Raw genomic sequence first — 26,731 nt, forward strand, 5'->3', positions numbered from 1 at the left:
ATCCATCACGCAGGCCGCGTCACAACGCCTTGTCCCACAACCACTCACTGACCTTGAACGGCTTGCGGATCAGTCGGTGTTCAGCGGCCAGATCCACCGACGCCTGCAACTGCGCCAGAAACGCAGGATCCAGACGCGGATCGAAGCGCACGCTCAAGTCCAGCCCTTGCAAATCATCCTGCAAGGTTGCCTGTGGATAGTTGGCCAACCCCGAAACCAGCTCGATATACGCCTGGCGATTGCTCTCCTGTTGCAACCAGTGCAAGGCCTGGGCATTAGTCTTGAGCAATGTGTCGACCACCTCAGGGTGGGCGTCGATGAACGGGCCGTACCCGACCAGCACGCTCTGGATGCTGCCGGCGCCCCTCAGGTCGAGCGTGGTCAGCGGGATCTCGGCCAGGCCGCGGTCGCGTAAGGCAGTCAGCGATGCCGAACCCCAGGTAGCGTCGATCTGCTTGGCGCCCAGTGCGGCCACGGCAGCATTGATGTCAAGATTGATGACCTTGAGGTCCTTTTCCTTCAGGCCCTGGCTGGCCAGCGCAGCGGCGAACGACAACTGGTAAGCGGTGCCGCGGAAAATCGCCACGTGTTTGCCCTTGAGGTCTTGCAGGGTCTTGATCCCGGCCTCGGGGTTGACCGCCAGGTACTGCTTGATACCACGCCCATTGGCGCTGAGCACGCGGGTATCCAGACCATTGGCCTTGCCGATGATCGCTGCCAGATCGCCCAGATAGGCAAAGTCGACCTGCCCGTTGGCCAAGGCCTCGTTGATCGCCGGCCCCGCGCCCTTGAAGAAATTCCACTGCACCTTGATGCCGTCTTCGGCAAATGCCTTTTCCAGCAACTGCTGGTTGCGCAATACATCGACAGTACCCGTGCCGCTGTGTTGGGTGCCGGCACTCAAGTCCGGCACAGCGATACGGATTTCCCTGACATCGGCAGCCTGGGCCAAGGGCACCATACAGGTGAACAGAGCAGCCAGCACGGGGGCGGCAAAACGACGGGCAAAACGGGGGAAGACAATAATCATGCAATGGCTCCTGAAGCCTCTGGCTCGAAGCCTCAGTCAGGCACACATCGAACTGAAAATAAAATAATTAAAAACAAAATATTAGTAACTTAAAAGAATATAAGGCCTGTTCCCCCTTTGTTTGCGGGTGCATGCATGAAGCGCATGGAAAATATTCTATGAATGCATTGGCCGCAATTTGCAATCCGTATTTAATGGCTTTTTTATGCAATCAAAGACATTAAAAAATAATTTATATGCAAATAAAGAATAAGCAAATATGTTTTGGTTTGCAGCGCACGATGCTGCCAACGGAGACCGCCAATGCCCCGTGAATTGACCCTTGGTGTACCGCACCCTGGCCTGCACCGACCGCGCCGGTGGTGCCCGGCCTTTACCCTGCGCTTGCAAGGCTGGTCTGTGCCGACGCTGATCTTTGCCCTGTGGTGGGTAGCCAGCCGCGAGTACTGGATGAGCGAGCAGATCCTGCCTGCGCCTGCACTGGTGTGGCAGAGCGCGCTGGAGCTGGGTGCCGGCGAGATCTGGGTCAACCTGGGCGTCAGCCTGCAACGCCTGGCGCTGGGACTGCTGGCCGGCATCGGCAGTGGCGCGGTGATCGGGGCCTGGCTGGGCAGCAGCAGGCGAGCCGAGCGTCTGGTACTACCGACGTTCAGCGCGCTGGCACAGATTCCTACCCTGGCCTGGATACCGCTATTCATGGTGTTCTTCGGCATCGGCGAAGTGCTCAAGCTGGTGGTGCTGATCAAGGCCGTGATAGTGCCGATCACCCTGCATACGCTGGTGGGCGTGCGCGATGCCCAGCCACGGCTACGTGAAGCCGCCGCCGTGTTGCGCCTGCCCAGGGGCTTGCAGGTGCGCAGGCTGATCGTCCCCGCCGCACTGCCCTCGTTCATGGCCGGCGTACGCCTGGCACTGTCAGCTGGCTGGTCGTCGCTGCTGGCGGTGGAGCTGCTGGCGTCCAGCGAGGGCATCGGTTACCTGATGGTCTGGGCCCGGCAATTGTTCATGCTCGACATCGTCTTCGTGTGCATCGTGGTGATCGGGGTCATCGGCGTGGGCATGGACCTGGCCATCGGCTGGACCGATCGCACACTGGTGCACTGGCCACATCCACCCACTGCGCAATTGAATCGTGGCGCCAGATTGCGCGGCTGGCAGCGCGTAGAAGCCTGGTATTTGCCTTTGGCACTGCTTGCGCTATGGCAATTCGCCTGCCAATTGCAGTGGATCGCCCCGCAAATCCTCGTGTCTCCGTTACTGGTGCTGCACACCACCTGGACAGGCCTGGCCGACGGCAGCCTGCCTGCAGCCATGCTGATGAGTCTGAGCCGCACCTTGGGCGGCCTGTTACTGGGCGGTCTGGCAGGGTTCAGTGTCGGTCTGCTGCTGGGGCTTTCGCGTCGGGCCGAACGCGTATTCGGACCGAGCCTGGGCGCACTGCGGCAAATCGCAATCTTCGCCTGGGTGCCACTGCTGACGGCCTGGTTTGGCCTGGGCGAACCGGCCAAGTGGGTGTTCGTCTCGTTCGCCGCCTTTTTTCCGCTGTACATCGCCACCCAGCGCAGCGTCGCCAGCCTGTCGCCACAGCTGACCGAGGCGGCACAGGTGCTGCGCCTGGGCCCGCTGCCGCGCCTTGGCCGGCTGGTGTTCCCGGGCGCCGCACCGGGCATCTTCGGCGGCTTGCGCCTGAGCCTGATCTACGCCTGGCTGGGCACTATCGGTGCGGAATACTTCATGCCGTCCAACGGCGGCATCGGCAGCCTGATGATCGGCGCCCAACAGTTGCTGCGCATGGACGTGATCATGAGCGGCATGCTGCTGGTCGGCCTGACCGGCGCCCTGCTCAACCATTTCGGCCAACGCATCGAAGCGCGCGCCACGCGCTGGAGACACGCATGACCCACACCATTGTCAGCTTCACCCATGTCGGCAAGGTTTTTGCGGTCGATGGTGGCCAGATCGAGGCCATTCAGGAATTCAACCTGGAGATTGCCGAGGGCGAGTTCGTCGCCATCGTCGGCTCCAGCGGCTGTGGCAAATCCACTCTGTTGCGCCTGCTGATCGGCCTGGATACCGACTTTCGCGGCGAGATCCGGGTCGATGGCAAACCGGTCAAAGGCATCGGCAGCGAACGTGGCATCGTCTTTCAGGAACACCGGCTGTTCCCCTGGCTGACGGTGCACGACAACATCGGCCTGGGCCTGGTCAATGAGCCGCTGAGTGCTGCGCAAAAGCAGCAGCGCATCAGCGATTTCATTGATCTGGTGGGCCTGAAGGATTTCACTCGTGCTTATCCGCACCAGTTGTCAGGCGGCATGGCCCAGCGTGTGGCCATCGCCCGCGGCCTGGTGGCCAGCCCGCGCATCCTGTTGCTCGACGAACCGTTTGGCGCCCTCGACGCGCTGACTCGCCAGCAGATGCAAAACGAGCTGCTGGCGATTCGCGAACGAGCAAGAATTACCACCGTGCTGGTCACCCACGATGTCGAAGAAGCGATTTTCCTGGCAGACCGCGTGGTGGTCATGGAACCGCGGCCCGGGCGCATCAAGCGGGTCGTCGACATCGACCTGCCACATCCACGCCAGCGCAGCCGGTTCGACTTTCATCAGTTGCGTGAAGAGTTGCTGCATGAGTTGACCCACGACGAGGACTATGTGGCGCCGGTGACGGAGCACATTCGAGGGCTGCATCCGGCCTTTATTGCGTTGTAAGGAGCGGTGCGCACGCCACTCGTCAACGTCGAGTGGCGCCATGCGCCCACAGAGACAGGCGCGAGGAACGTGCGCCGTATTTGAGACACCGTTCACAACCAGGTTCATCTTCGGAATAGTCCTACACCATGATCAGGCAAAGTTCTTGGCGCGATGGCCGTTAGCAATAACGAATCCATCCGCCAGAGAACATCGACATGAACATCACCGGTATCGCCTCGACACCAATACCCACTCACGTGCTGCCCAGGCCTTCTGGGCCGGGTGCTGAAAAGGCTTTATCCAGCACGCCGAAAATCAACGAAGACCCCAGGGAGGCGCGGGCAAAAGCGTTTTATACCCGAGAGGCAGAGCCTTGGAAGGGAAGGACTTATTATTACCATGAAACCGGTAAGGTTAAAGAAGAGCGTCCAATGCCCAAGGAGATGTACCTGGATCACCTCAAGTCATTTTCGAATATAGAACTCCAGGTTCAGCAAAGTATGCACGGAAAAATAAGAAACGAACTGGGTGTCTTCAGGCCCGATCTGGCCAACAAAAAGTTCAGCTACACACTGGGCGATGACGCTCAAGTAAAAATCCTCAATCAGGACGCCTTGCTCAGCGAAGGTGACCTGGAGTATCTGACAAAACGCCTCAATAACTACAGGGGGTTCAGGGACAGCGTGCAAGCGCATGCCAAAATGGCAATGGCCTTGGTTGACCACGATGACAAGGCCTTTGGCGGCAAATACAAGCTGGACCTCTTGAATATTCAGGACACGCTGGATTACGGAAAGCTCATCCTGCTGAAGCCGGAGAAAATGCATGAGGCCTTTGTGCGACAAATTATCGAAAACGGTGAAAAGCGTGAGGAGCCTTTGGTGGATATAACCGTATAAGCGTGAATAGAACGCTCTACTGACAGGGTCTCAGCAGAGCGTTTGTCAGACGGTCAGTTTTTGGACCAGTTGATAAGCCACCGTTTGCAGATATGTCCAAAATTATACACATGAGGCTTGTCTGCATGGCTGCCTGGCAATACATTCAGCACCTTGTACTCCCCCGTTTTGTACCGAGTTGCCCATGTATTCCTGCCATTCTTGACATGAACAAACGGCTCAGCATAGCTTCCCCCTTCACAGCCATTGAACCTTATAAGCTCCACCACCTTGCCATCACCGCCAGAGGTATAGTGTGTTGTTTCTGGTTTAACGCTGCTATTGGGACTAAACGTAAAGTCTACCTTCCCCCCCGCCAGCGGATGTTTTTTACTGTCGGTGAAACTGACCTCCAGCAACGCCTCGGTCAACGCCTGGGTGGCGAGAAAAGCAGGCTCGGTCAGCCCATGAGGAATAGGCATGAAGCCTTTTTCGTGATGGAAGTCATAATGCATGTGTGGGTACGAACCAAACGCCAGTTCATAAGGCGCCTTGTCAAACTGAACCCCCTCGGCGGCCATCACCCGCACTTCAACTGTTGTCCCTGGCGCCAGCCGCTCCATCTTTTCAGGCCCGTTCCACTGCTTGGCTTTCCATTCGCCGCCATCGGTCCGGTATTCCAGCCGCCATTGCTTGCCGTAGGACCTGACGTCCGGAATGGCCAATAGAACAGTCTGGCCACGCACGGCCGTAAAGGTGTAGTGGTGAACCGCGGTGACGCTTTCCAGCTCATGCTTGAGCAGATGAACACGGTCCTCCAGCACCGTTGTCATCGATGCCTGGACCGGCGGCTGATTGGCCGGGTTCAACGAATCGGTCTGGGCGAATGCCGGCAAGGCCGTAGCGGTCAATACACCCGCCAGCCATAGGTTCAGACGCTTTTTATTTTTATTCATCATTGTCAGAATTCCATTTGATTATTTGAGTCGACCCGTGAGCCCTCTGGCATTAATTCCAGAACACGGCCGACGTAATCACTCGAAAATCAAATGTTCAATGACAATCAATAAAAATCAGAAACGTCCTACAGACCAGGAATAAATCTGTATCAGCCGCGAAAAGGTCGGCAATGTGCAGACCCCTTCGCGGCTGAAGCCGCTCCGGCATACGGGCACCTCTGAAAATTATGTTTTCAAAGGCACCCATGCAGCGTCAGGCAAACGGCCGGTTACACCGCCAGGCTGCGCTCGCGCAGTTCGGTGTTGAGGATGCGGTCGTTTTCGCTGTAATCGACCGGGCAGTCGATCACGTGCACGCCTGGGGTGCTGATGCATTTTTCCAGCAGCGGCAGGAAGCCTTCGGCGCTTTCGACGCGGTGACCGTTGGCACCGTAGGCTTCGGCGTATTTGACGAAGTCAGGGTTGCCGTAGTCCAGGCCGAAATCGGTGAAGCCCATGTTGGCCTGCTTCCAGCGGATCATGCCGTAGCCATCGTCGCGCAGGATCACCACGGTCAGGTTCATCTTCAGGCGCACGGCCGTTTCCAGTTCCTGGCTGTTCATCATGAAGCCGCCATCGCCGCACACCGAGATCACCGGACGGTCCGGGTACACCAGGTGCGAAGCCATGGCCGACGGCAAGCCTGCGCCCATGGTTGCCAGGGCGTTGTCGAGCAGTACGGTGTTGGGCTTGTGCGCCTTGTAGTTACGGGCGAACCAGATCTTGTAGATGCCGTTGTCCAGCGCCACGATGCCTTCGGACGGCAGCGCGCGACGGATGTCGGCGACCAGGCGCTGTGGATACACCGGGAAACGGTTGTCGTCGGCGCCTTCGGCGATCTGCGCTTCGTTGGCTTCACGGATGGCCAGCAGGCGGGTGAAGTCCCAGTGCGAAACGCCTTCTAGCGCTTCGCCGATCTGCCATACGGCGTTGGCGATGTCGCCGATCACTTCGATCTGCGGGAAATACACCGCATCGACTTCAGCGGAGCGGAAGCTGATGTGGATCACTTCGGTGCCGCCCCGGACCATGAAGAACGGCGGCTTTTCGATCACATCGTGGCCGATGTTGATGATCAGGTCGGCGGCTTCGACGGCGCGGTGCACGAAGTCGCCGGACGACAGCGCAGCGTTGCCCAGGAAGCGCGGGTGGCGCTCGTCGACCACACCCTTGCCCATTTGCGTGGTGACAAACGGAATGCCGGTCTGGTCGATCAGTTGCTTGAGGACCTTGGCGGTCATCTTGCGGTTGGCACCGGCGCCGATCACCAGAATCGGGCTGCGAGCATTCTTGAGCTTGGCGACAGCGGCCTCGATCGACTTGTGCTCGGCCAGCGGACGACGGTGCAGGCTGCGAGGAATCGGCAGTGCGTCGGTCTGTTCGGCGGCGATGTCTTCAGGCAGCTCCAGGTGCACGGCACCGGGTTTTTCTTCTTCGGCAAGGCGGAAGGCCTCACGCACGCGGGACGGGATGTTGTCCGCGGAAGCCAGCTGATGGGTGTACTTGGTCAGTGGCTGCATCATGCCGACCACATCCAGAATCTGGAAGCGACCCTGCTTGGATTTCTTGATCGGCTTTTGGCCGGTGATCATCAGCATCGGCATGCCGCCCAGGTAGGCATAGGCGCCGGCGGTGACCAGGTTGGTGGCACCCGGGCCCAGGGTCGACAGGCTGACGCCGGTCTTGCCGGTCAGACGGCCATAGGTGGCGGCCATGAAGCCGGCGGACTGCTCGTGGCGAGTCAGCACCAGCTTGATCTGCGACTTGCGCAGCGACTCGAGCAGGTCGAGGTTCTCTTCACCTGGAATACCGAACACGTACTCGACGCCTTCATTTTCCAGACATTGCACTACCACGTCGGCGGCCTTGGCCATGATGCTCCTCATCATTGGTTGGTTGTAAAAGCGCTTGCCCGCGACCGGCTGCGTAGCAGTCGTAAACTTTCAGCGTTTCGCAGATTTTTGCGAGCGCTGCGCACTCGGTCGCGGGCAAGCGCGCTCCTACCGAGTCCGGTGTCATAAAGCACATGGAGCGTAGACGCGCCCCCGACATAGAAAGTAACAGTGCTCAGGCCAACTGATAAGCGGTTTTGACCCGGGTGAAGAAATGCCGTGCGTGGGTGCCCTGCTCGCGCGCGCCCAGGCTGGAAGCGCCGTTGCCGCCGAACGGCACGTGGTAGTCGACGCCGGCGGTGGGCAGGTTGATCATCACCATGCCGGCCGAGCTGTGGCGCTTGAAGTGTTCGGCGTGCCTGAGCGAGGTGGTGACGATGCCGGCCGACAGGCCGAACGGCGTGTCTTCGGCCGCTGCCAGCGCTTGTTCATAATCATCGACCTTGAGCACGCAAAGCACCGGCCCGAAGATTTCCTCGCGATAAATGCGCATGTCGGGACGTACGTCGGTAAACAGCGCCGGAGTGAACAGAAAGGCTCCGCTCGGGCTGTCCACAGGCTCGCCGCCACACACCCGCGTGGCGCCTTCCTGCTGGCCGATGCTGACGTAGCCGAGGTTCTGCTCCAGTTGCCGGGCATCGACCACCGGGCCTATGTCAGTGTCGGCCGCCAGCGCATCACCGACCTTCAAGGCACGGGTGCGCTCGGCCAGCCGCTGCACAAAGGCATCGTGGATGCCGGCCGTGACGATCACCCGCGAACTGGCCGTGCAGCGCTGGCCGGTGCTGTAGAACGAGCCATTGAGGGCGACGTCCACGGCCTGTTCCAGGTCCGCGTCGTCGAGCACGACCAGCGGGTTCTTGCCGCCCATTTCCAGTTGCACACGGGTCATGTTTTCGGCCGCGATTTTTGCGATCTGCCGGCCGGTGTGTTCGGAGCCGGTGAAGCTGATGGCGTCGATGTCCCTGGAGCGGATGAGGGTGTCACCGACGCTGCGGCCCGGACCGATCAGCAGGTTGAACACCCCGGCCGGCAAGCCGGCGCGGGAGATGATCTCGGCCAGCGCCCAAGCCGAAGACGGCACCCGTTCAGCCGGCTTGAACACCACGCAGTTGCCGAAGCACAGCGCCGGGGCAATCTTCCAGGCCGGGATGGCAATGGGAAAATTCCACGGGGCAATGATGCCAATCACACCCACCGGCTGAGTGAACACATCAATGCTCACGTCCTGGCGCACCGAGGGATACTTCTCGCCGTCGGCGCGTAGCACTTCCTGGGCGTAGAACTTGAACGAGCGCCCGGCGCGGTCCACTTCGCCCAAGGCTTCGCGCAGGATCTTGCCTTCCTCGCGCGACAACAACTGCGCCAGTTCTTCACGACGCGCCAGGATCTCGGTGCCAATGAAGTCCAGGCTGTCGGCACGCTGCTGCGCATTGACCCGCGCCCAGCCCGGCGCGGCGCGACGGGCGGCGGCGATGGCCTGCTCGGTCAGCGCCTGGTCGGCGCGCACGAAGCGCTCGATCACCTCGTCAGGGCTGGACGGGTTGCGGTTTTCCAGCAGGTCGACACTGGTGTGGTGCGCGACAAAGGCGCCGTCGACATAGCTGCTTTTGATCGGGGTGCTCATGCGGTGCGGGTCCTTGCGACAGAGGTCTGACGGCTATGGAAATCAGTGATGTTGTCGACGGCGCTGTCCATCAACTGCTGCATGGCGTCTTCGCTGCTCCAGGCAATGTGCGGGTTGAGGATAAAGTCGTCGCGGCCAATGAGGGCGAACAGCGGATTGCTCGGGTGCAGCGGCTCCTGCTCGACCACATCCAGCGCCACCCCGCCCAGGCGGCCGGCCTGCAAGGCCTGGATCAAGGCCGCCTCGTTGACGATGCCGCCGCGCCCTGTATTGATCACCAGTGCGTCGGGCTTCATCAGGGCCAACTCGGCGGCGTCGATCAGGTTGTGTGTTTCAGGAGTCAACGGGCAGTTGATCGACAGCACGTCACAGCTTCTCAGCAGCTCGGCCAATGGTCGGCAATCGGCACCGCGACGCTGGCCGCCGCGGTCCTCGAACAGCACCTGCATGCCCAGCGCCCGGGCCAGTTCGGCCAGGCGCACGGCGATCGGGCCGCTGCCGATGATCGCCAACTGACGCCCGCGCACATCGCGAATGCGGTGGTCGAAATAGATATTCTTGCAGGCCGCCGTGCCGGCATGCACCTGGCGCATCAGCCGGGTAAAGGCGGCCGGGCGCCGGAACAGCTCGAAGATCATCGCCAGGCTGTGTTCGGCCACGGTATTGGCGGCATAGCCCGGCACGCTGGCCACGACAATGCCGTGCGCATCGCAGTAGTCGACATCGACGATGTCGCGGCCGGTCAGGGCCAGGGAAATCATCTTCAGGTTCGGCAACTGCCGCAGGTGCTCTTCGCGCAGCGGCACGCTGCAGGTCAGGGCAATCGTGGCTTCGCGCAGATGGTCGAGTACCTGCTCGGGGTGGGTATAGGCGTATTGCTTCCAGGCATGGGCAAAGCCGGGACGCTTGAGGCGCGTGGACGGGGCCAGGCCATCGTCGTCGAGAAATACGATCTGTTCGCTCACGTTCGGGTCCTTATTTCTTTTGCGCCGGCACATAGCCGGCCGGCGCCATGGCCACCAGGCGCTGGGTGATGAAACCGGCGTCGCGGTTGTGGTCTTCCAGCGACTCCTTGTGCACCAGCGCATCGCGCACCAGGTGCGCGCCGAAAAAGCGCAACGGTTCGGGCGGCAGCAGCTTCATCTTCTGGTTGACCAGGCCGCAGTTGGCCCACTCGTCATTGGCATGCTCGACCAGCGACTTGATGATGCGGCTGGCGAACACCGTGGTGGCCACGCCGTTGCCGGAGAAACCGATGCCGTAGGTGATGTTCTGGTGATGATCGAGGTAGCCGAAGTTGGGCAGGCCCTTCATGGCCCGGTCGATGGGGCCGGTCCAGCTGCTGACGATCGGCACGCCGGACAGTTGCGGGTACAGCCGGCGCAGTTCGGCGGTCACCCGGTCGGCGGCCGGCGAAGGCTTTTCGTACAGGTCGCCAATGCGCCCGGCAAAGCCGAACTGGCCCAGCGGTTTGCCGAACACCACGCGGCCATCGGGTGTGTTGCGCCAGTAGTTGAGTACCGTGCGCGAGTCGGTCATGCATTCGCCGCGGCTGAAGCCGATGGCATCAAGGGTGTCCTTGACCGGCGCGGTGGCGACCATGTCACTGGACATGATGGCGATCATGCGCCGCAACTCGGGAAACCTGGCGCCCCAGGCGTTCATCGCAATCACCACCCGGTCGGCCTTTACCCGGCCCCTGCTGGTGTGCACCACCGGATGCGCACCGCGCTCCAGGTGGGTCAGCGGGGTCTTCTCGAAAATCTTCACCCCCAGCTTGAGCGCCACCCGGCGCAGGCCACGGGCAAGCATGGCTGGCTGCACGGTGGCAGCGTTGCGGTCGTAGATGCCGCCCAGTACCAGCGGCGAGCCGACCCGGCCGGCGATGGTGGTGCGGTCCAGTTCCTGGAACGGATTGACGTTCAGGTTGCTGAGGCCGTCGGTCAGCACCTTCCAGGAGTTCATTTGCCGCTGATTGGTCGCGGTCCACAGCCAGCCGTCCTTGCGGTACTGGGCGTCGATGCCGTGCGCTTCGCAGAAGCTGCCGATCTCGTCGATGGCCGACTCGGCCGCCTCGCAGATACGCCGCGCCTCGACGTCGCCGCAGATGGTGCGCACCGACAGGTACTTGCCCCACCAGTTGGTGGCGATGCCGCCATTGCGCCCGCTGGCCCCCGCTCCGCAGCGATCACGCTCGACGATGACAATGACTTTTTCCGGGCTGGCCTGCTTCAGGCGGATGGCCGACCAAAGCCCGAGAAAGCCACCGCCGATGATGCAGACGTCGGCCTGAATCGTTTCCTCGAGGGCTGGAGCAAGATCGCTGTCCAGGTCGAGGGCCTGCGCATACCAGAATCCACGGTACATATGATGGCTGCCTTGATGAGTGGTTTTTCTTTCATCATGCGCAGCGCGTCAGAGGCTCTGCTATTACGCCCATGACAATTGATAGGACATTGCGACCGGATGTCCTGCAGCTCCTGTTTATGGGTGCAACTATGATATTCAGGACACCACCACGGGCCTAGAATCGACATCACGGCCCTTGCCGCCGGCCCTTTGGAGGTCAATGATCATGGCTCATGCCCTTGCGCCCGACACCGCCGTGCAGCCCCCGGTGAAACCGGACCTGCGGGTCGGTTTCATCCTGTTGAACCACTTCACCCTGGTGCCGGTGGCGGGCCTGGTCGACTCGCTGCGCTTTGCCGCCGACAAGTCATTCCGCAGCCAGCAGGTGCATTGCCAGTGGGACTGGATGACCTGCCTGGACGAGCCGGTGACCGCCAGTTGCGGCATGCCGATCTCGCCCACCAAGCCGCTCAATGTCTGGGCGCAGTACGACTACATCGTGATCGCCGGCGGCCTGATGGGCGAAACCCGCAACCCGCCGCAATGGCTGCTCGACGCGTTGCGTGACCTGCATGCGGCCAAGGTGCCGATCATCGCCCTGTGCTCGGCCTCGTTCGTGCTGGGCAAGGCCGGGCTGCTCGACGGCAAGCGCTGCGCGGTGCACTTCACCATCCTCGACGAATTCAAGACGCTGTTCCCGGGCGCCACGGCGGTGCTGGACAAGAGCTATGTCGACGACGGCGGCATCATCACCTGCCCTGGCGGCACCGCCATCGACCTGGCCGCCAGCCTGATCAGCCGCCACTGCGGCGCGGTACGGGCGCAGAAAGGCCTGGAATACCTGCTGGTCGAGGCCCAGACCGACACCCGGGAGCAGGCCGGCGCCCCGCCGAGCATCTACGAAAACGACCGGGTCAGCCGCGCCATCGCCTTCATGCGCACCCACCTCGACACCCCGATGTCGCTCAAGGCCGTGGCCCAGGCGGTCGGCACCCAGCCACGCCAGTTGCACCGTGAGTTCGTGGCCAACACCCAGGAACCGCCGGCCAATTACTGGCGCAAACTGCGCCTGGACCACGCCCGGCGCCTGCTGGTCAACACCAGCCAGAACATCACCACCATTGCCCTGGGCTGCGGCTTTTCCGATGCCTCGCACTTCATCCTGTGGTGTTGCCGTTTCATCACGGCCGCGCCGGCGCCCGTTTTGCCGCGAGGCAAGGCAGGCGCCGCGAAGTCTGGTCATTCCAGATGAGTGGCGAGTAACGCCGTCTCGCGGCAAAACAGGCCCGGCCCTTCGGGTTGCGTGCCCAATCTCGCCAGGCGGTGTTGGAGGTCTTGAAAAGGGCGTTCCCCTTTTCTGCGTCCTCCGCCTGGCCTGGCGAGATTGGGCCCGGCAACGCGGCTCGTGCTGAAACGGCAACAGACCCTAGGACCTGGCAGTTCTGACAGGTAGGCAGGGCCGGGATAACGGGTGAATCTGAAGGCATCTGCCTGCACCCAAGACCGCTGCCCATGACGCGCCCAAAACCTGAACTGCTATGCCGTTATCACTACGACCCGATTGACCGGCTGGCAGGGTGTTCGCCGCTCGGCCAGCACGATACGCATTGCTTCTACCGCCAGGATCGTCTGAGCACAGAAATCCAGGGCGCAGTGCAGACTTCATGGCTGCAGACGCCCGATCTGTTACTGGCGCAGCGGCGGCTGGAGTCAGACCAAGGTGAAGGCATGTTGCTCGCCACTGATGCACCAGGTTCGGTGATACATGCCTTGAGTGCGGGACAGCAACACGGGGTTGCCTATCTGCCTTACGGCCTGCGCCATCCGCTGCGTGCAGCCTTGCCCTTGCCAGGGTTCAATGGCGAACGGCTTGACCCGGTGACCGGGCATTACTTGCTGGGCAATGGCTATCGGGCGTTCAATCCGGTGCTGATGCGGTTCAATAGCCCGGACAGCTTGAGTCCGTTTGGGGAAGGTGGGGTGAATGCGTATGCGTATTGCGCGGGGGATCCGGTAAATCGGGTGGATCCGACGGGGCATACATGGGGGTGGGTGAAAGCAATTCTGCGGCCTATGAAATTGATGGAGCCGAGTCGCCCCATAGCCAAAGCATTCAGAGTCTTGCCTACCGACCTGACACCTGGCGTTGCCTTTCCTTCTCACCTGCCTACCAACACCAGCCCAGTTTCCACCCCCTGCGCAGTCGCCAGTTTCCCTTTGACGTTCGAGCAGGCAGAGGGCATTAAAAAGGTTTCAAAATTCATAAGCGGCCGTCACAAAACAAGCTTGTTTAAAAAGGCGGCATTAGCGACGCCGGACCGCGTCCTTCGCGACGCGATGGTCAAGCTTCCGAACAACGGCCCTCTGTACAAAAAACTGAGCAAACTGGAAAAGCTGAAAAGAACCCGCCAGACCAATGAAAGTGGCTTTTCAGATTTCGCTAGACGCTTTCAAGCCGCCGGCAGCGACCAACAGAAACTTGAAGTATTACGCCAGGAAGTATTGGGAACAGGCACGCTGCATGACATCCCCCTGGATACTCTGCCGAGTAAACTCGGCAGAATCATGGAAAACATCAGGTTTGGGTAACACTTGCCGGAAGGGCCATGAACACATTACGTGAATGACGTCAAAACGCTTCGACGCGTCGGTCATTGCCTGGCTGGCGACGACTGATTGGACCCTGACATTTTTATCAGGTAGTCAAGGTCGAAATAAAAGCCGAACCTGAGCGCATCGCTTCCATTTAAGGTAGCCGCCCATGACCCGCCCAAAACCCGAGCTGCTGTGCCGTTATCACTACGATCCGATTGACCGGCTGGCCGGGTGTTCGCCGCTCGGCCAGCAAGATACGCATGGCTTCTACCACCTGAACCGTCTGAGCACAGAAATCCAGGGCGCAGTGCAGACTTCATGGCTGCAGACGCCCGATCTGTTACTGGCGCAGCGGCGGCTGGCGTCAGGCCAAGGTGAAGGGATGCTGCTCGCCACTGACGTGCCAGGTTCGGTGATACATGCCCTGAGTGCAGGGCAGCCACAAGGATTTGCCTATCTGCCTTACGGCCTGCGCCATCCGCTGCATGCGTCTTTGCCCTTGCCAGGGTTCAATGGCGAACGGCTTGACCCGGTGACCGGGCATTATCTGCTGGGCAATGGCTATCGGGCGTTCAATCCGGTGCTGATGCGGTTCAACAGCCCGGACAGCTTGAGCCCGTTTGGGGAAGGTGGGGTGAATGCGTATGGGTATTGTGCGGGGGATCCGGTGAATCAGGTGGATGCGACGGGGCACAGTCCTTTATGGTGGCAAAGCCTGAAACTCTTGGGCCGTTCAAAGAAACCAAAAATCGAAGTGCCTTATGTATCCATGGACCGTAACATGTCCATCTCGTCCATCTCGTCCATCTCGTCCACTGAGACAACCTCCACCTGGCTATCGATATCAAGAAAAAGCAGTGCGGGCACATTAGTCAGCACTCTAGAACCTGCGACTCGCAGAACCTCCAGCGTGCTACCCGCATCAGCTCAGATGGAAGGGCCATCCACTTCTCCCCTGCCGACTGCCGCCAGAAGCCCAAATACAGCCAGCCTGGAAAAAGGAATGCGCTACTGGGGCAGAGTAAATGCGTTTCAGAAAGTGCGTCGCGACACCCAAAGCGCGAAGCCGCTGCTTGAAAACGCTCAAAAGTCCATCAGAGCAGGCAGCCCCTGACTCGAACAGGTGTTGCAGGGGCTTCCCGCCCGTGACAGAGCCAGTCAAAAGGACATACCTGCTGCGCTTGTCCTGCCACAATCGCCGGCAAGCCGCCTCCCACACTACAGCGCCTTGTCAGTGACAAAGCGCTGCGGCCTGGATTGCCGTTACAAATACCCCGACGCCTGTATCTCAATCAGGTATTGCGGGCTGGCCAGTTGCGCGCCGACGCACGCACGGGTCGGTGGCGCAGCAGCGGCCCAGGCATCGTAGACCTGGTTCATGGCGTCGAAGTGGGCCATGTCGCTGAGCCAGATCTGCACCCGGGTCACCCGCTCCTTGCCAATCCCCAACGGCTCCAGCAGCGCGTCGAGCTGATCCAGCACGCAGCGGGTCTGGGCGCTGATGTCGCCGGGAGCCTGCGCCACCAGGCCGGAGGTCTCGAAGCGGCCGGCGGCGGTGATGAGCTGGCTGGCCCGGGGGCCTGGGTGGATACGTTCAATCGTGGTCATGCCCGGCTCCTAGAACAGCACGTAGGTCTTGCGCAAGGTTTCGCGGATGTCCCAGAGGCCTTCGCAGTTTTCCGGGAACAGCACCGCGTCGCCGGCCTTGAGGGTCACCGGCTCGCCGCCGTCGGGGGTGAAGATGCACCAGCCGCTGAGGATATGGCTGAACTCGCGGTTCTTCAGATGGCGGCGGAATACGCCGGGGCTGCTTTCCCAGATGCCGATGCTGGCGCCCACCGCCTCGCTGGTCTGGTCCTGGGCGGTGCGGGCCTGGGCGACAGGTTCGCCGATCGGCAGGCGGGCCGGGGCCGGCTCGCCCAGTGCGGCGTGATCGGTGTTGCGGATAACGGTCAATACAGTGCTCATATGACGGATTCCTTGGGTTCAGGTGAGTTGACGGGCGTTCAACGGGGCAGCCTTGGCGCTGGCCGTCGGGGCGGCGCCCAGCGCCGAGGCCTGTTGCAGGTCAAGCGCGCAGGTTTCCGGAGCCATCAGCCAGGAGATCAGCGCACCGAACAGCGACACCCCGGCAGCGATCAGCATGGTGGTGCCAATGCCAAGCGTGGTCAGCGAGATGGGCACCAGGTAAGTGCCCACCGCCGCGCCAATGCGTGACAGCGAAGTGGCCAGCCCGACGGCCGAGGCGCGGATTTCGGTGGGGAACAGTTCGTTGGGGTAGACGTAGGTCAGCACCTGCGCACCGCCGATGAACACCGCGTAGCTACCAAACATCAGCAGCACCAGCCCCGGCGTGGCATCTGGGTACAGGCCCAGCAATGCCAGCGCCGCGCCGGACCATAGAAAGCTCTGGATGAGCATGTTGCGCCGGCCCAGGCGGTTGATCAGCAAGGTGCCGACCAGGCAGCCGACGGTAAACAGAATGGTGATCGCGATCGAGCCGTAACTGGCCCAGTCGCCGGTCAGCTTCAGCGCTTGCAGCACCTTGGGCGCAAAGGCGTAGATGGCGAACAGCGGGATGATCGCGCAGCTCCAGAACAGGATGATGAACGCCATGCGCTTGCCATAGCCGGAGTGGAACAGCGACCACACCGAGACCTGGGCCTTGTTGTTGGGCTCAGGCAGGTCGGTGATGCCGTACTCGGGGCCGTAGACCTTCTTGATCACGGCGTCGGCTTCGGCCACGCGGCCCTTGCTGAGCAGCCAGCGCGGCGACTCCGGCGTGCCGCTGCGGGCCATCAGGAACAGCGCACCCGGCACCAGGGCACTGGCCAGCACCCAGCGCCAGGCGTCTGCACCGCCGAATGTGAGCATCAGCTCGCCGACCAGATAGGCCGCCGCCGCACCGGCGAACCACATCAGCACCATGGCCGCCAGCAACGGGCCACGCTGTTTGCGCGGCAGAAATTCCGCCAGCAGCGAGGTGGCAATCGGGTAGTCGGCGCCGACGGCGATGCCGATCAGAAAGCGCCACAGGAACAGCATCCAGGCCGACTCGACCCAGAACTGCGCCAGGGAAAAGCCGACGATGGCGATCAGATCGATGAGGTACAGCACCTTGCGCCCGTAGCGGTCGGTGAACCAGCCGCCGAAGAAGCCACCGATGAACACGCCGATCAGCGCCGAGGTGGCGATCAGGCCTTCCCAGAAGGCATTGAGGCTCAGTGCGGAGGAAATCTGCAGCATCACCACACCGATGATGCTCAGGACATAGCCGTCGAGGAACGGGCCGCCGGACGAGAACACCGCCAGCTTGCGGTGAAAGGCGTTGAGCGGCGCATCCTCTACGGAGCGTTTTGACGTGGACATAATGGCCTCCGATTGTCTTTTTTATGGGTGCACAGTCCCTGCCCGCGGCTTGAAGGTCGCGAGTGGGCGGATGGGGTCAAGGGTTGGGTGCGGGTACGATCAGGCGCCTGGCGGACGGCTCAGCAAGGCATCGAGCACCACTTCGCAGGCGGCTTTCCATTGCGCGCCGGCCTGGGAATGATTGAGCAGCGCCAGTCCGTTGGCGGTGTAGGTGCCGGGCGTGGCAATGCGCTCGCCCAGGGTCTTGAGGCTCTGCCCGGGCTGGCGGTCGGCGCAGGCCAGGCAATCGTGCAGGCTGCTGAGCAACAGTTGCCGGGCCTGGGCTTCGGGTAGGCCTTTCTCGGCCAGCCACTGTTGCAGGTCGTGCAGCAAGAAGTAGAACCAGCCGTTGATGCAGGCCGCCACCGTGCCCAGCTCGAACTGCGCGTCGTCGGGCAGCACCACCAGGCGGCCCAGCGAGCCCAGCAGGCGCTCGACCTCGGGCGCCGACGGGGTCAGCGCCACGGTGGCCTGGTTGTACTCGGCGGCATACGACAGCATGGCGCGCACGCAGCGCGCACCGGGAAACAGCTCGGCCAGCCGCGTGCGGTCCTCGCCGGCCACCAGCGACACCAGCCACTGGCCAGGCGTGAGTTGCACTTCGCCGGCCACGGTTGCCAGATCCGTCGGGCGTACGCCCAGTATTACCAGTTCGGCCTGTTCGACCACCTGCGCATTGCTGTCCAACTGCGTGCAGGCGTAGCGCCTGGCCAGGCTCTGGCCCCGCTCGCGGTTGCGCGGCGAGAGCAGGATCGCCCCGTCGAAGCCGCCGTTGCGCAGGCCACGCACCACTTTTTCGCTCAACTCGCCAACCCCCAGAATGCCAATGCGCTTCATGTCATGCCCTCCTTGGGCGGCTCAGCTTTCCAGCCCGGCCCGGCGTTGGCCCAGGCGCAGGTTGAAGTTGACCCCAAGGCTCAGCAACGGCTCGGGTGGATTGGCATTCGGACCGTTGCCCGCCAGCAGAAAATCGATCAATTCGTCGCGCTCGCCGGCCAGCCAGTCGGCCAGCAGCGTGCCGGTGAGGGTGCCGCGGGTGATGCCCAGGCCGTTGCAGCACAGCGCGCCGTGGATACGCGGCGCCAGGCTGCCGAAGAACGACTCGTGGTTGCGCGACAGGCACATCGAACCGCCCCAGGTGTACGCGAACGGCATGCCGGAAAACATCGGAAAGCGCCGCTCGAAGGCCATGCGTTGCTGGCGCTCGGCACGCTCCAGGTACTTGGCCTGGCTGCGCCCGTCGGGGTTGAAGCTGAAGCTGTTGCGCACCAGCAGGCGCTGGTCGGGCGTGCGCCGCAAGGTGCTGCCGAACGGGTCGGCCGGGATGATGCCCCAGGTCGGCTTGCCGCCCAGCTCGGCCTGTTCGGCCTCGGTCAGCGGGCGGGTCATGCTGGCGTAGGTGAACACCGGCAGCAGGCGTCCCTTGAGAAAGCCGAAATGCGAGGCAAAGGCGTTGTTGGTCAGCAGCAGTTGATCGGCGATCAGGCGGCCCTTGTCGTGGATCAGGGTGACCGTGTCGCGACCCTGCTCGATGCTGTTGATGCGGGTGTTCTCGAACAGGGTGACGTTGGCCGGCAGGCTGTCGGCCAGGCCCTTGACCAGCGCGGCCGGTTGTAACAGGCAGGTGCCGGGCGTGTACAGGCCGCGCCGGTAGAAGCCGGTGCCGACATGCGCCGGCATGTCCTGGCCGTCGATCATTTCATAAGCCTGGCCAAGCTTGTCCAGGCCGCTGCGGTAAGCCTCCAGCACGGCGATGCCCTTGGGCTCGACGGCCGCCTGGTACTTGCCGACCGCCTGCAACTGACAGTCGATGCCGTGTTGGTCGATGAGTTGCTTGAGCAAGGCCTGGGCGCGCAGGTTGAGCTTGAGGCTCATGCGTGCGGTGGCCAGGTCGCCGATGTAATCGGGGGCGCCAATGTCGTGCGGCAGGTCGATGGCAAACCCGGAGTTGCGCCCGGAGGCGCCGAAACCGACCTGTTGTGCTTCGACCAGCAGGATCGAGTCGTCGGGATGATGCAAGGCCAGTTGCCGGGCGGCCGCCACCCCGGTAAAGCCGGCACCGAGCACCACCCAGCGCGCCGAGGTCGTGCCCGAGTGCGCAGCCCGCACCCGACGCGCCGGGCTCAGGTGAAACCAGCCACAACCGTTATCGTCTGCCGGGGTTACAGTGCGCTCGAACATGCTCGTATCCTTTTATTTTGGCCACTATCGCACCGGGGGGTGGACGGGCCATATAACAGGCGGGACGAGTCATAGGACATGTGGAGCGTGCAGGCGCCTTGCGCGCGTCCCTTGCAGGAGATCAGCCACCGCCGCGCAGTCAACATCAGCCTGTGGGAGGTGGCTTGTCGGCGCCCGCTTGCCGGCGCCCGACTGCGCAGGAGTCGTAAGTTTTCAGCGTTTCATCAATTGTTGTGAGCGCTTCGCGCTCAATCGCGGGCAGAGCCCCCTCCCACGGGCGGTGGAGGCAAAGCGCGATCAGCAGTCCTGTGAGCGCTTCGCGCTCAATCGCCGGCAAGCCGCCTGCCACAAGGCGGTGTCGGGCAAAAAACGCTTTCAGCCGGTCACGCAGGCATTGGGCTTGCGCCCGGCAAAGGTGTCGACCAGGCTGGCGATGACCATTTCGCCCATGCGTGTGCGGGTCTGGACCGTGGCGCTGGCGCGGTGCGGTTGCAGCACGACGGTTTCGTTGTCGAACAACACCTCGGGCACGCGGGGTTCGTCAACGAAGACGTCCAGCCCGGCGCCGGCGATGCGGCCGGCCTTGAGGGCGGCCACCAGGTCGTCTTCGTTGATCAGCTTGCCGCGGGCGACGTTGATCAGGTAGCCCTCCTCGCCCAGGGCGTCCAGTACGCGGGCATCGACGATGGCCTTGCCGCTGTCGGCAGCGGCGGCCAGGATCAGCGCGTCGCTGTCACGGGCCAGCTCGGTAAGGTCGGCCACAAACCGGTAATCCACATCCGCCAGCGGTTGCAGGTCGGTGTAGCTGATCGGGCAACCGAAAGCCGCCGCCCGGGTCGCCACCGCACGGCCAACCCGCCCCAGGCCGACGATGCCGATGCGCATGCCGCTGAACTGCCGGGCCAGCGGCAGCGGTGCCAACGGTGTCGGACTGTGTTGCCATTGGCCGGTGCGTACATAACGGTCGCTGGTGCACAGGCCACGGCAGGCCGAGATCAACAGGCCGATGGCCAGGTCGGCAACATCGTCGGTCAGCGCACCGATGGTCGCGGTCACGTGAATGCCCAGGTCACGGCAATAGGCCAGGTCGACGGCATCGGTGCCCACGCCATTGACCGCCACCACTTCCACGCGCGGCAGTTGCGAGAGCACCGCACGGGTGATGCCGGTGTGGCCGCCGGTGATGACGCCACGGATATTGGGGCCATGCTCGGCCAGGTAGGCGGCCTTGTCGGCCTGCTGGTAATAGGGGCGGATCACGAACAGTTCGGCGAGGCGCTCGCGGATTTCGGGGATCAGGATCGGGCTCAGTTGCAGGACTTCGGGTTTCATGGTGTACCTCGCAGACAATGGATGCATCCTCGTAGAACCGCTCGGGCAGCTCACCGCCCTGCCCGTCAAGGGTGCGAACGGGCGGTGTCTGTATTCCCGGCTGAAGCCGGTCCTACGGGATCGATGTGGGGTGGGTCAGCCGCGGCCGACGAAGGGCATCTTGGTGGCCATGACGGTCATGTTCAGGACGTTGGCCGACAGCGGCAGGCCGGCGATGTAGCGCACGGCATCGGCGATGTGCTGCACATCCACCATTGGCTCCACGGCAATTTCGCCATTGGCCTGGCGCACGCCACGGGTCATGCGCTCGGACAGCTCGGTCAGGGCGTTGCCGATGTCGATCTGGCTGACGGCGATGTCGAACTCGCGACCGTCCAGCGCCAAGGCTTTGGTCAGGCCCAGCACCGCATGTTTGCTGGCGGTGTAGGGCGAAGTGAACGGGCGCGGCGAGTGCGCGGAAATCGAGCCGTTGTTGATGATCCGTCCACCTTGCGGCTGCTGGCGGCGCATCAGGCCAAAGGCCTCGCGGCAGCACAGGAACACACCGTTGACGTTGGTGGCGATGACGTTGTCCCAGTTCTCAAGCGGCAGTTCGTCGACCGGCACGGCCGGGGCGTTGACGCCCGCGTTGTTGAAGATCACATCGAGGCGGCCAAAGCGCTCCTCGACCGTGGCGAACAGCGCCTTGACGCTGGCCGGGTCGCGCACATCGGTGACCACCGGCAGCGCCTGCCAGCCCTGGGCGGCGGCCTGTTCGGCGACGCCCAGCAGCGGCTCCAGGCGGCGCCCGGCCAGGACCACGGTGTAGCCGTCCTGCAGCAGGCCCAGGGCCACGGCCTTGCCGATGCCACTGCCGGCCCCGGTGACCAGGGCAATTTTCAAAGAGGGGTTATTGGACATTGTTGTTCTCCTGTTGATGCGCTGTCTGATCGAGCGTTTCAGGCCGCTCGTTGGCCCACGCGAACTTCAAGGCTGCCGACCCCTTCAATACCGGCGCTGATCACGTCGCCCGGCTCCAGGGCTGCCACGCCTTCAGGGGTGCCGGTCATGATCAGATCACCCGGCAACAGGGTGACGCTGCGCGACAGGTGGCTGACGATTTCCGCCACCGACCACAGCTGGCTTTGCAGGTGCGAGCGCTGGCGTTCGGTGCCGTTGACCTTGAGCCACACTGCGCCCTGCTCGGCATGGCCCTGGGCGCTGACCGGCTGAATGGCGGTGATCGGGGCCGACGCATCGAAGGCCTTGGCGCCTTCCCACGGCAGACCGGCCTGTTTGGCAACGCGCTGCTGGTCGCGACGGGTCAGGTCCAGGCCGGCGGCATAGCCCCAGACGTGCTCCAGCGCCAGGCTTTCGGGGATGTCGGCACCGCCGGTGCCGATGGCCACGACCAGTTCGATCTCGTGGCAGAACTCTTCGGTCTGCACCGGGTAGGCGATCTCGCTGCCGACCTCGACCACCGAACTGGCCGGCTTCATGAAGAACAACGGCACACCGCGAGCCTGGCCCTGGGCGTCGCTCCAGGGGTAGTTGCGGCCCAGGCAGAACACCCGGCTGACCGGAAAGCGCTGCGTGCTGCCGGCAATCGGCAGGCTGGGTTGTGCAACGGGGGTAAAGACAAAATCGCTCATGGTCGGCACGCTCAGGTCTTGTTGGGTAGGTTCAGGCTAAAGCGGTCTGGTCCTGTAAAGTTGGACGAAAACCGCTTTGCCTTGGAGTAAACGAGCCGATTGAGCCCGGTGAAGCCGACTCAGCGCGCCTTGAGCTGGATGCGATACAACCGGCCCAGCAGCAGCGAGTAAGACAAGGTGCCCATCAAGGCCACCGCACCGATGAACCAGAACGCCAGGGAGAAGTTGCCGGTGGACTGCACGATGGCGCCGATCACGATCGGGGTGACGATGCCACCGATATTGGCCGCCAGGCTGGTGACACCGCCAGTCAGGCCGATCAGTTCCTTGGGCGCGATTTCCGACACCGCAGCCCACGACGATGAAGCGATGCCCTGGGCGAAGAAGGCAATGGTCAGGATGGCGATGCAGATCAGGTTGGAGTCGGTGAAATTGACCAGCACGATGGACATGCCCAGCATCGATCCGACCACCAGCGGCAGCTTGCGGGCAAACGACATGCTGTAGCCGCGACGGATCAGCAGGTCCGAGATGGCTCCGGCCAGCAGGATGCCGATGGTCGCGCCAATGAACGGCATGATGGCGAAGATGCCGACCTTGATGGTGGTCAACTGGCGTTCTTCGATCAGGTAGGTCGGGAACCAGGTCAGGAAGAAATACAGCGCCGAGGTGCTGGCGAACTTGCCGATGCAAATCGCCCAGACCTGCCGATAACGAAACAGCTCGGCAATCTGGCGCCAGTTGAACCTGGTGCGCTCCTGGCTGCTCTTGACCAGGCCGCCGCCGTCTTCGATGTACTTGAGTTCTTCCTTGCTGACCTTCTTGCAGTTGAGCGGGTCACGGTACAGGAACAGCCAGACCACCCCGAACACGATGCCGACCGCGCCGGTGCTGTAGAACACATGGCGCCAGTCGTAGGTGGTTGCCAGCCACAGCAAGGCACCGGTGAACAGGGCCGTGCCCAGGTACTGGCCGCACACGTAGATGCTGCTGGCCATGCCACGCTCGCGGGCCGGAAACCACACAGTCACCGCACGGCTATTGGCCGGAAACGCCGGCGCTTCCATGGCACCGACTGCCAGGCGCAGGCCGAACAAGGAGCTGAAGCCGGTGGCCAGGCCCTGGCAGACAGTGACCGCCGACCAACTGATCAGCGACACGCCGTAGGTGAGCTTGGAGCCGAAGCGGTCGGCGACGAAACCGGCCGGCACCAGCGCCAGGGCGTAGGTCCAGGCAAAGGCGGAGAAGATCAGGCCCATCTCGATCTTGTCCAGCCCCAGGTCCTTGGCCATGAACGGTGCGGCGATGGAGATGTTCACCCGGTCGACATAGTTGATGATCGTGGCGATCAGCAGCAGGCTCAGCATGAACCAGCGACGGCGGGTGGGCAGGCGCACGGAGGAACCTGCAGCTTCAAGGGGGGCGGCGCCGGTGGCGACAGACGCAGCCTGGGAGTTGGGGAGACTCGACATGATTTGACCTCTTTGTTCTTGGGCTATCGAGGTTTTCAGGCAAAACAGGACCGGCCCTCCCGCAGGCGGAAGGCGTGTGCTGTACTGGATCGGGTGGGGGTCATTCAGCCCTTGGAGGGCGGACTCGTCGGACACCGGTCGGGCGGTCTGGGCGAGCGAAGGAGGATTGTCATTGTGCGAGCACCTTTGATTATTGTTGGTCGATGTCTTCTGCAACGCCTATCAAGGTGGTCGTACAACCCTTAAAAATCAACGGATGGATTAGAACGTTTTTTCACCGATGACCGGGATTTATCCTTGTTGTCCAAAAAAGCCGATTCTCCAGAAGACCACCAAACCAGCCACTGAAAACCATGAAATGTGCGTTCTAGAGCCTTTTCGACATGAAAATGCTGGGCCGCGCTTTTTGCACACAGGCCTTGCATCGTCCAAATGCCGGTGAAGGCACATCCATACAAGGTCATCGTACATCGCTTGCCACATCATGCCGCGCTGGACAAAAATCCCTCCACGATCCCAGGCCTTCGCGGCCGTTGAACCACAAGGGAGATGAACATGCAGCCAGCCAGCCGGGTACCGACCTACGGCATGCAGCAGCGCAGCGAGCGCGCCGACTTCTACATCCGTGACGAGAAGGCGCGCCGCGCCGAGACCGGCCTGCATCGCCACGAGTACTTCCAGATCCAGGTCAACCTGGGCGGCGATACGGTGCAGCACATCGGCCATGTGCAGCGCCCTTTCCCGCGCAATGCCCTGGCCTTCATCCTGCCGCACCGCATGCACCTGATCGAGCACCCGGCCGATAACCACTTCATGGTCATCAACTTCTCTCAGACCTTCTTGCTGCCGCACTTGCAGTGCGACCCGATGGACCTGGAAGAAGTGTCGATCCTGCTGGCGCCGGAGCTGTCGCCGTTTCGCTTCCAGGAGCACCTGGATTTCATCCTGGGGCAGGACGACTTCGAGCATGTGTGTACGCTGGTGCGGCAGATGCGCGACCTGGACCCGCAGCGCCAGTTCGGCACCCGGGAAATCATCAAGGGCCTGCTGCTGCAGATGATCGGCACGGTGTGCCGGCTGTACGCCGAACCTCTCAAGCAACTGGCCGAGAACAACGCCGCCCAGGCCAGCCGCCGCGATGCCTTGACGCGGATGTCCGAGTACGTGCGCAAACACCTGGACGACCCGGACCTGAGCCTGACCAAGGCTGCGGCGGCCACCTACCTGTCACCGACCTACCTGACCCACTGGTTGCGCAAGGAGATCGGCAAGACCTTCAGCGAACTGGTGCTGGAGCGACGCATGCACGCGGCACGCAACCACCTGCTCAACGGCACCCGGCCGGTGGGTGAAGTGGCCCGATTGTGCGGCTTTGCCGATGAGGCCTATTTCTCCAGGCGCTTTCGCCAGATCCACGGCCTGCCGCCCGGACAGTTCAGGCGCCAGCAACTGGAAGTGGAGCCGGTCTCCCCGTAGGAGCGCGCTTGGCCCGCGACCGGCTGCGCAGCAGTCGTAAAATTGCAGCGTTCTCGAGATTTCTGCGAGCGCTACGCACTCGGTCGCGGGCAAGCGCGCTCCTACAAGGGTTGAATTTAATAGCAATAAAATCAGTGCCGTTCCCGGCTGAAGCCGGTCCTACGGTCGTGCGGGTTTACAGATTTTCGGCGCTGGCAAAGAACCGCGCGGCCAGGTCGATGAAGCGGGGCAGCGCCGGGTTGTCGTTGTCGTCGCGGTAGACCATGTACATGTCGGCAGTCGGCGAGGCATCGGCCAGCGGGCGAAATTGCAGGTGGCCCATATACAGCTCGCGGCCCGAGGCCGGGACAATGGCGATGCCCAGGCCGGCGCGCACCAGGCCCAGAATCGAGTGGGTCTGCTTGAGGTAGTACAGGTAGCGCGGCGATACACCGGCCGTGGCGAACAGGCCGACGATGCAGTCGTAGAAATAGCGGCCTTCCTTGGCCGAATACATGATGAACGGGTGATGCACCAGGTCGCTGACCGACAACTGCGCCCGCTCCGCCAACGGATGCCCGGTGGGCATCACCACCATCAGCGGCTCGCGGCTGGCCAGTTGGTAGCTCCAGCCCTGGCGCGGGTCTGCACTGCGCACGAAACCGATGTCGATCATGTTGGCGGCCAGGGCTTCGGTCTGGTCGCTGGAGACCATCTCGTGCAGCTCGAAGCCGATGTCCGGCAGCGCCTGCCCGGCCTGGCTAAGCAGTTCGGGAATCAGGTTATAGCCGCTGACCGCCGTAAACCCGAGCACCAGTTGCCCGGCCTCGCCACTGGCCAGGCGCCGGGCGCTGTCGCTGGCCTGCTCGGTGTAGGCCAGCAGGTGCTGGGCATCGCGCAGAAATTGCCGACCGGCCACGGTCAGGCGCACCTGGCGGTTGTTGCGATCGAGCAACTGCACGCCCAGTGATCGCTCCAGCAACTGGATCTGTCGGCTCAGCGGTGGCTGGGTCATGAACAGCCGTTGTGCGGCCCGACCGAAGTGCAACTCCTCGGCAACCATCACAAAGCAACGCAATTGGTGCAATTCCACGATTCAATTCTTGTATCGATACATTCACTATGGATGTTAGACGTGAATCGATGTTTTTCCTAGGCTGTCGTCACTCTCAGAGTCCTTTACAACGACA

Annotated in this window: 23 protein-coding genes; 7 read left to right on the plus strand and 16 right to left on the minus strand. The window is 62.4% G+C overall.

Features of this window, described 5'->3' with window-relative positions; genetic code table 11:
- Window positions 1-19 precede the first annotated feature (19 nt).
- Complete coding sequence (locus tag ASF84_RS25820; protein WP_056841739.1) at window positions 20-1,030, minus strand: ABC transporter substrate-binding protein; 1,011 nt, start codon at window positions 1,028-1,030, stop codon at window positions 20-22.
- Window positions 1,031-1,333: 303 nt separating this feature from the next.
- On the opposite strand from ASF84_RS25820, the gene ASF84_RS25825 reads away from it, so the two are divergent.
- The 3 genes from ASF84_RS25825 to ASF84_RS25835 all read left to right on the plus strand — a co-directional run bounded on the left by ASF84_RS25825 (window position 1,334) and on the right by ASF84_RS25835 (window position 4,622).
- On the plus strand, window positions 1,334-2,929 hold the full coding sequence (locus tag ASF84_RS25825) for an ABC transporter permease (protein WP_056841740.1): 1,596 nt from the start codon (window positions 1,334-1,336) through the stop codon (window positions 2,927-2,929).
- Window positions 2,926-3,741: an ABC transporter ATP-binding protein gene (locus ASF84_RS25830; RefSeq protein ID WP_056841741.1), complete on the plus strand. Its 816-nt coding sequence runs from the start codon at window positions 2,926-2,928 to the stop codon at window positions 3,739-3,741. The genes ASF84_RS25825 and ASF84_RS25830 overlap by 4 nt, the downstream gene beginning before the upstream one ends.
- A 197-nt stretch (window positions 3,742-3,938) precedes the next feature.
- A complete protein-coding gene (locus tag ASF84_RS25835; protein WP_156684398.1) occupies window positions 3,939-4,622 on the plus strand; it encodes a hypothetical protein in 684 nt (227 codons plus the stop codon).
- Window positions 4,623-4,675: 53 nt separating this feature from the next.
- Here the strand turns inward: ASF84_RS25835 and ASF84_RS25840 are convergent, their stop codons facing one another.
- From ASF84_RS25840 to ASF84_RS25860, 5 genes are all read right to left on the minus strand, one after another.
- Window positions 4,676-5,560 carry a hypothetical protein gene (locus tag ASF84_RS25840; protein WP_082481837.1) on the minus strand — a complete coding sequence of 295 codons (885 nt, stop codon included), beginning with the start codon at window positions 5,558-5,560 and terminating at the stop codon, window positions 4,676-4,678.
- Window positions 5,561-5,829: 269 nt separating this feature from the next.
- Window positions 5,830-7,473 (minus strand): acetolactate synthase large subunit, encoded by a 1,644-nt coding sequence (locus tag ASF84_RS25845; protein ID WP_056841743.1) that lies wholly within the window; start codon window positions 7,471-7,473, stop codon window positions 5,830-5,832.
- Window positions 7,474-7,666: 193 nt separating this feature from the next.
- Window positions 7,667-9,118, minus strand: coding sequence for an aldehyde dehydrogenase family protein (locus tag ASF84_RS25850; RefSeq protein ID WP_056841744.1), 1,452 nt, complete (start codon window positions 9,116-9,118; stop codon window positions 7,667-7,669).
- Entirely contained in the window at window positions 9,115-10,083 is a 969-nt protein-coding gene (locus ASF84_RS25855) for an NAD(P)-dependent oxidoreductase (RefSeq protein WP_082481838.1), read from the minus strand. The genes ASF84_RS25850 and ASF84_RS25855 overlap by 4 nt, the downstream gene beginning before the upstream one ends.
- A 10-nt stretch (window positions 10,084-10,093) precedes the next feature.
- Window positions 10,094-11,485, minus strand: coding sequence for an NAD(P)/FAD-dependent oxidoreductase (locus tag ASF84_RS25860; RefSeq protein WP_056841746.1), 1,392 nt, complete (start codon window positions 11,483-11,485; stop codon window positions 10,094-10,096).
- Window positions 11,486-11,693: 208 nt separating this feature from the next.
- On the opposite strand from ASF84_RS25860, the gene ASF84_RS29955 reads away from it, so the two are divergent.
- The 3 genes from ASF84_RS29955 (at window position 11,694) to ASF84_RS28815 (ending at window position 15,176) form a co-directional block, all read left to right on the plus strand.
- Window positions 11,694-12,719: a GlxA family transcriptional regulator gene (locus tag ASF84_RS29955; RefSeq protein ID WP_269084956.1), complete on the plus strand. Its 1,026-nt coding sequence runs from the start codon at window positions 11,694-11,696 to the stop codon at window positions 12,717-12,719.
- 260 nt (window positions 12,720-12,979) lie between these two features.
- Window positions 12,980-14,056 (plus strand): RHS repeat-associated core domain-containing protein, encoded by a 1,077-nt coding sequence (locus tag ASF84_RS25870; protein WP_056841747.1) that lies wholly within the window; start codon window positions 12,980-12,982, stop codon window positions 14,054-14,056.
- Window positions 14,057-14,228: 172 nt separating this feature from the next.
- Window positions 14,229-15,176 (plus strand): RHS repeat-associated core domain-containing protein, encoded by a 948-nt coding sequence (locus ASF84_RS28815; RefSeq protein WP_082481842.1) that lies wholly within the window; start codon window positions 14,229-14,231, stop codon window positions 15,174-15,176.
- 149 nt (window positions 15,177-15,325) lie between these two features.
- On the opposite strand, the gene ASF84_RS25880 is transcribed toward ASF84_RS28815, so the two are convergent.
- The 9 genes from ASF84_RS25880 to ASF84_RS25920 form a co-directional block, all read right to left on the minus strand.
- A complete protein-coding gene (locus ASF84_RS25880; protein WP_056841749.1) occupies window positions 15,326-15,670 on the minus strand; it encodes a RidA family protein in 345 nt (114 codons plus the stop codon).
- Between the two features lie 9 nt (window positions 15,671-15,679).
- Complete coding sequence (locus tag ASF84_RS25885; protein WP_056841750.1) at window positions 15,680-16,030, minus strand: cupin domain-containing protein; 351 nt, start codon at window positions 16,028-16,030, stop codon at window positions 15,680-15,682.
- An 18-nt stretch (window positions 16,031-16,048) separates the two neighbouring features.
- Window positions 16,049-17,431 carry an MFS transporter gene (locus ASF84_RS25890; protein WP_056841751.1) on the minus strand — a complete coding sequence of 461 codons (1,383 nt, stop codon included), beginning with the start codon at window positions 17,429-17,431 and terminating at the stop codon, window positions 16,049-16,051.
- Window positions 17,432-17,530: 99 nt separating this feature from the next.
- Window positions 17,531-18,307, minus strand: coding sequence for an NAD(P)-binding domain-containing protein (locus ASF84_RS25895; RefSeq protein ID WP_056841752.1), 777 nt, complete (start codon window positions 18,305-18,307; stop codon window positions 17,531-17,533).
- Window positions 18,308-18,328: 21 nt separating this feature from the next.
- Window positions 18,329-19,651, minus strand: a complete 1,323-nt coding sequence (locus ASF84_RS25900; RefSeq protein ID WP_056841753.1) for an NAD(P)/FAD-dependent oxidoreductase — start codon at window positions 19,649-19,651, stop codon at window positions 18,329-18,331.
- Window positions 19,652-20,026: 375 nt separating this feature from the next.
- On the minus strand, window positions 20,027-20,983 hold the full coding sequence (locus ASF84_RS25905; protein ID WP_056841754.1) for a 2-hydroxyacid dehydrogenase: 957 nt from the start codon (window positions 20,981-20,983) through the stop codon (window positions 20,027-20,029).
- Between the two features lie 135 nt (window positions 20,984-21,118).
- Complete coding sequence (locus ASF84_RS25910) at window positions 21,119-21,883, minus strand: SDR family oxidoreductase (protein ID WP_056841755.1); 765 nt, start codon at window positions 21,881-21,883, stop codon at window positions 21,119-21,121.
- A gap of 38 nt (window positions 21,884-21,921) precedes the next feature.
- Window positions 21,922-22,614, minus strand: coding sequence for a fumarylacetoacetate hydrolase family protein (locus ASF84_RS25915; protein ID WP_056841756.1), 693 nt, complete (start codon window positions 22,612-22,614; stop codon window positions 21,922-21,924).
- 119 nt (window positions 22,615-22,733) lie between these two features.
- Complete coding sequence (locus tag ASF84_RS25920; RefSeq protein WP_056841757.1) at window positions 22,734-24,086, minus strand: MFS transporter; 1,353 nt, start codon at window positions 24,084-24,086, stop codon at window positions 22,734-22,736.
- A 555-nt stretch (window positions 24,087-24,641) separates the two neighbouring features.
- Between ASF84_RS25920 and ASF84_RS25925 the strand changes: the two genes are divergently transcribed.
- Window positions 24,642-25,562 (plus strand): helix-turn-helix transcriptional regulator, encoded by a 921-nt coding sequence (locus tag ASF84_RS25925; RefSeq protein WP_056841807.1) that lies wholly within the window; start codon window positions 24,642-24,644, stop codon window positions 25,560-25,562.
- 175 nt (window positions 25,563-25,737) lie between these two features.
- Here ASF84_RS25925 and ASF84_RS25930 read toward each other — a convergent pair whose 3' ends face one another.
- Window positions 25,738-26,634 carry a LysR family transcriptional regulator gene (locus tag ASF84_RS25930; protein ID WP_201783691.1) on the minus strand — a complete coding sequence of 299 codons (897 nt, stop codon included), beginning with the start codon at window positions 26,632-26,634 and terminating at the stop codon, window positions 25,738-25,740.
- Window positions 26,635-26,731: the final 97 nt, after the last annotated feature.

Origin of the sequence: Pseudomonas sp. Leaf127 (assembly GCF_001423155.1) — a bacterium.
GTDB lineage: Bacteria > Pseudomonadota > Gammaproteobacteria > Pseudomonadales > Pseudomonadaceae > Aquipseudomonas > Aquipseudomonas ovata.

Excerpts from the sequence above, each read along its gene's own strand:
- ASF84_RS25820 (WP_056841739.1), bottom strand. The coding sequence starts at position 1,030 with ATGATTATTGTCTTCCCCCGTTTTGCCCGTCGTTTTGCCGCCCCCGTG.
- ASF84_RS25825 (WP_056841740.1), top strand. The coding sequence starts at position 1,334 with ATGCCCCGTGAATTGACCCTTGGTGTACCGCACCCTGGCCTGCACCGA.
- ASF84_RS25830 (WP_056841741.1), top strand. The coding sequence starts at position 2,926 with ATGACCCACACCATTGTCAGCTTCACCCATGTCGGCAAGGTTTTTGCG.
- ASF84_RS25835 (WP_156684398.1), top strand. The coding sequence starts at position 3,939 with ATGAACATCACCGGTATCGCCTCGACACCAATACCCACTCACGTGCTG.
- ASF84_RS25840 (WP_082481837.1), bottom strand. The coding sequence starts at position 5,560 with ATGATGAATAAAAATAAAAAGCGTCTGAACCTATGGCTGGCGGGTGTA.
- ASF84_RS25845 (WP_056841743.1), bottom strand. The coding sequence starts at position 7,473 with ATGGCCAAGGCCGCCGACGTGGTAGTGCAATGTCTGGAAAATGAAGGC.
- ASF84_RS25850 (WP_056841744.1), bottom strand. The coding sequence starts at position 9,118 with ATGAGCACCCCGATCAAAAGCAGCTATGTCGACGGCGCCTTTGTCGCG.
- ASF84_RS25860 (WP_056841746.1), bottom strand. The coding sequence starts at position 11,485 with ATGTACCGTGGATTCTGGTATGCGCAGGCCCTCGACCTGGACAGCGAT.
- ASF84_RS29955 (WP_269084956.1), top strand. The coding sequence starts at position 11,694 with ATGGCTCATGCCCTTGCGCCCGACACCGCCGTGCAGCCCCCGGTGAAA.
- ASF84_RS25870 (WP_056841747.1), top strand. The coding sequence starts at position 12,980 with ATGACGCGCCCAAAACCTGAACTGCTATGCCGTTATCACTACGACCCG.
- ASF84_RS28815 (WP_082481842.1), top strand. The coding sequence starts at position 14,229 with ATGACCCGCCCAAAACCCGAGCTGCTGTGCCGTTATCACTACGATCCG.
- ASF84_RS25880 (WP_056841749.1), bottom strand. The coding sequence starts at position 15,670 with ATGACCACGATTGAACGTATCCACCCAGGCCCCCGGGCCAGCCAGCTC.
- ASF84_RS25885 (WP_056841750.1), bottom strand. The coding sequence starts at position 16,030 with ATGAGCACTGTATTGACCGTTATCCGCAACACCGATCACGCCGCACTG.
- ASF84_RS25890 (WP_056841751.1), bottom strand. The coding sequence starts at position 17,431 with ATGTCCACGTCAAAACGCTCCGTAGAGGATGCGCCGCTCAACGCCTTT.
- ASF84_RS25895 (WP_056841752.1), bottom strand. The coding sequence starts at position 18,307 with ATGAAGCGCATTGGCATTCTGGGGGTTGGCGAGTTGAGCGAAAAAGTG.
- ASF84_RS25900 (WP_056841753.1), bottom strand. The coding sequence starts at position 19,651 with ATGTTCGAGCGCACTGTAACCCCGGCAGACGATAACGGTTGTGGCTGG.
- ASF84_RS25905 (WP_056841754.1), bottom strand. The coding sequence starts at position 20,983 with ATGAAACCCGAAGTCCTGCAACTGAGCCCGATCCTGATCCCCGAAATC.
- ASF84_RS25910 (WP_056841755.1), bottom strand. The coding sequence starts at position 21,883 with ATGTCCAATAACCCCTCTTTGAAAATTGCCCTGGTCACCGGGGCCGGC.
- ASF84_RS25915 (WP_056841756.1), bottom strand. The coding sequence starts at position 22,614 with ATGAGCGATTTTGTCTTTACCCCCGTTGCACAACCCAGCCTGCCGATT.
- ASF84_RS25920 (WP_056841757.1), bottom strand. The coding sequence starts at position 24,086 with ATGTCGAGTCTCCCCAACTCCCAGGCTGCGTCTGTCGCCACCGGCGCC.
- ASF84_RS25925 (WP_056841807.1), top strand. The coding sequence starts at position 24,642 with ATGCAGCCAGCCAGCCGGGTACCGACCTACGGCATGCAGCAGCGCAGC.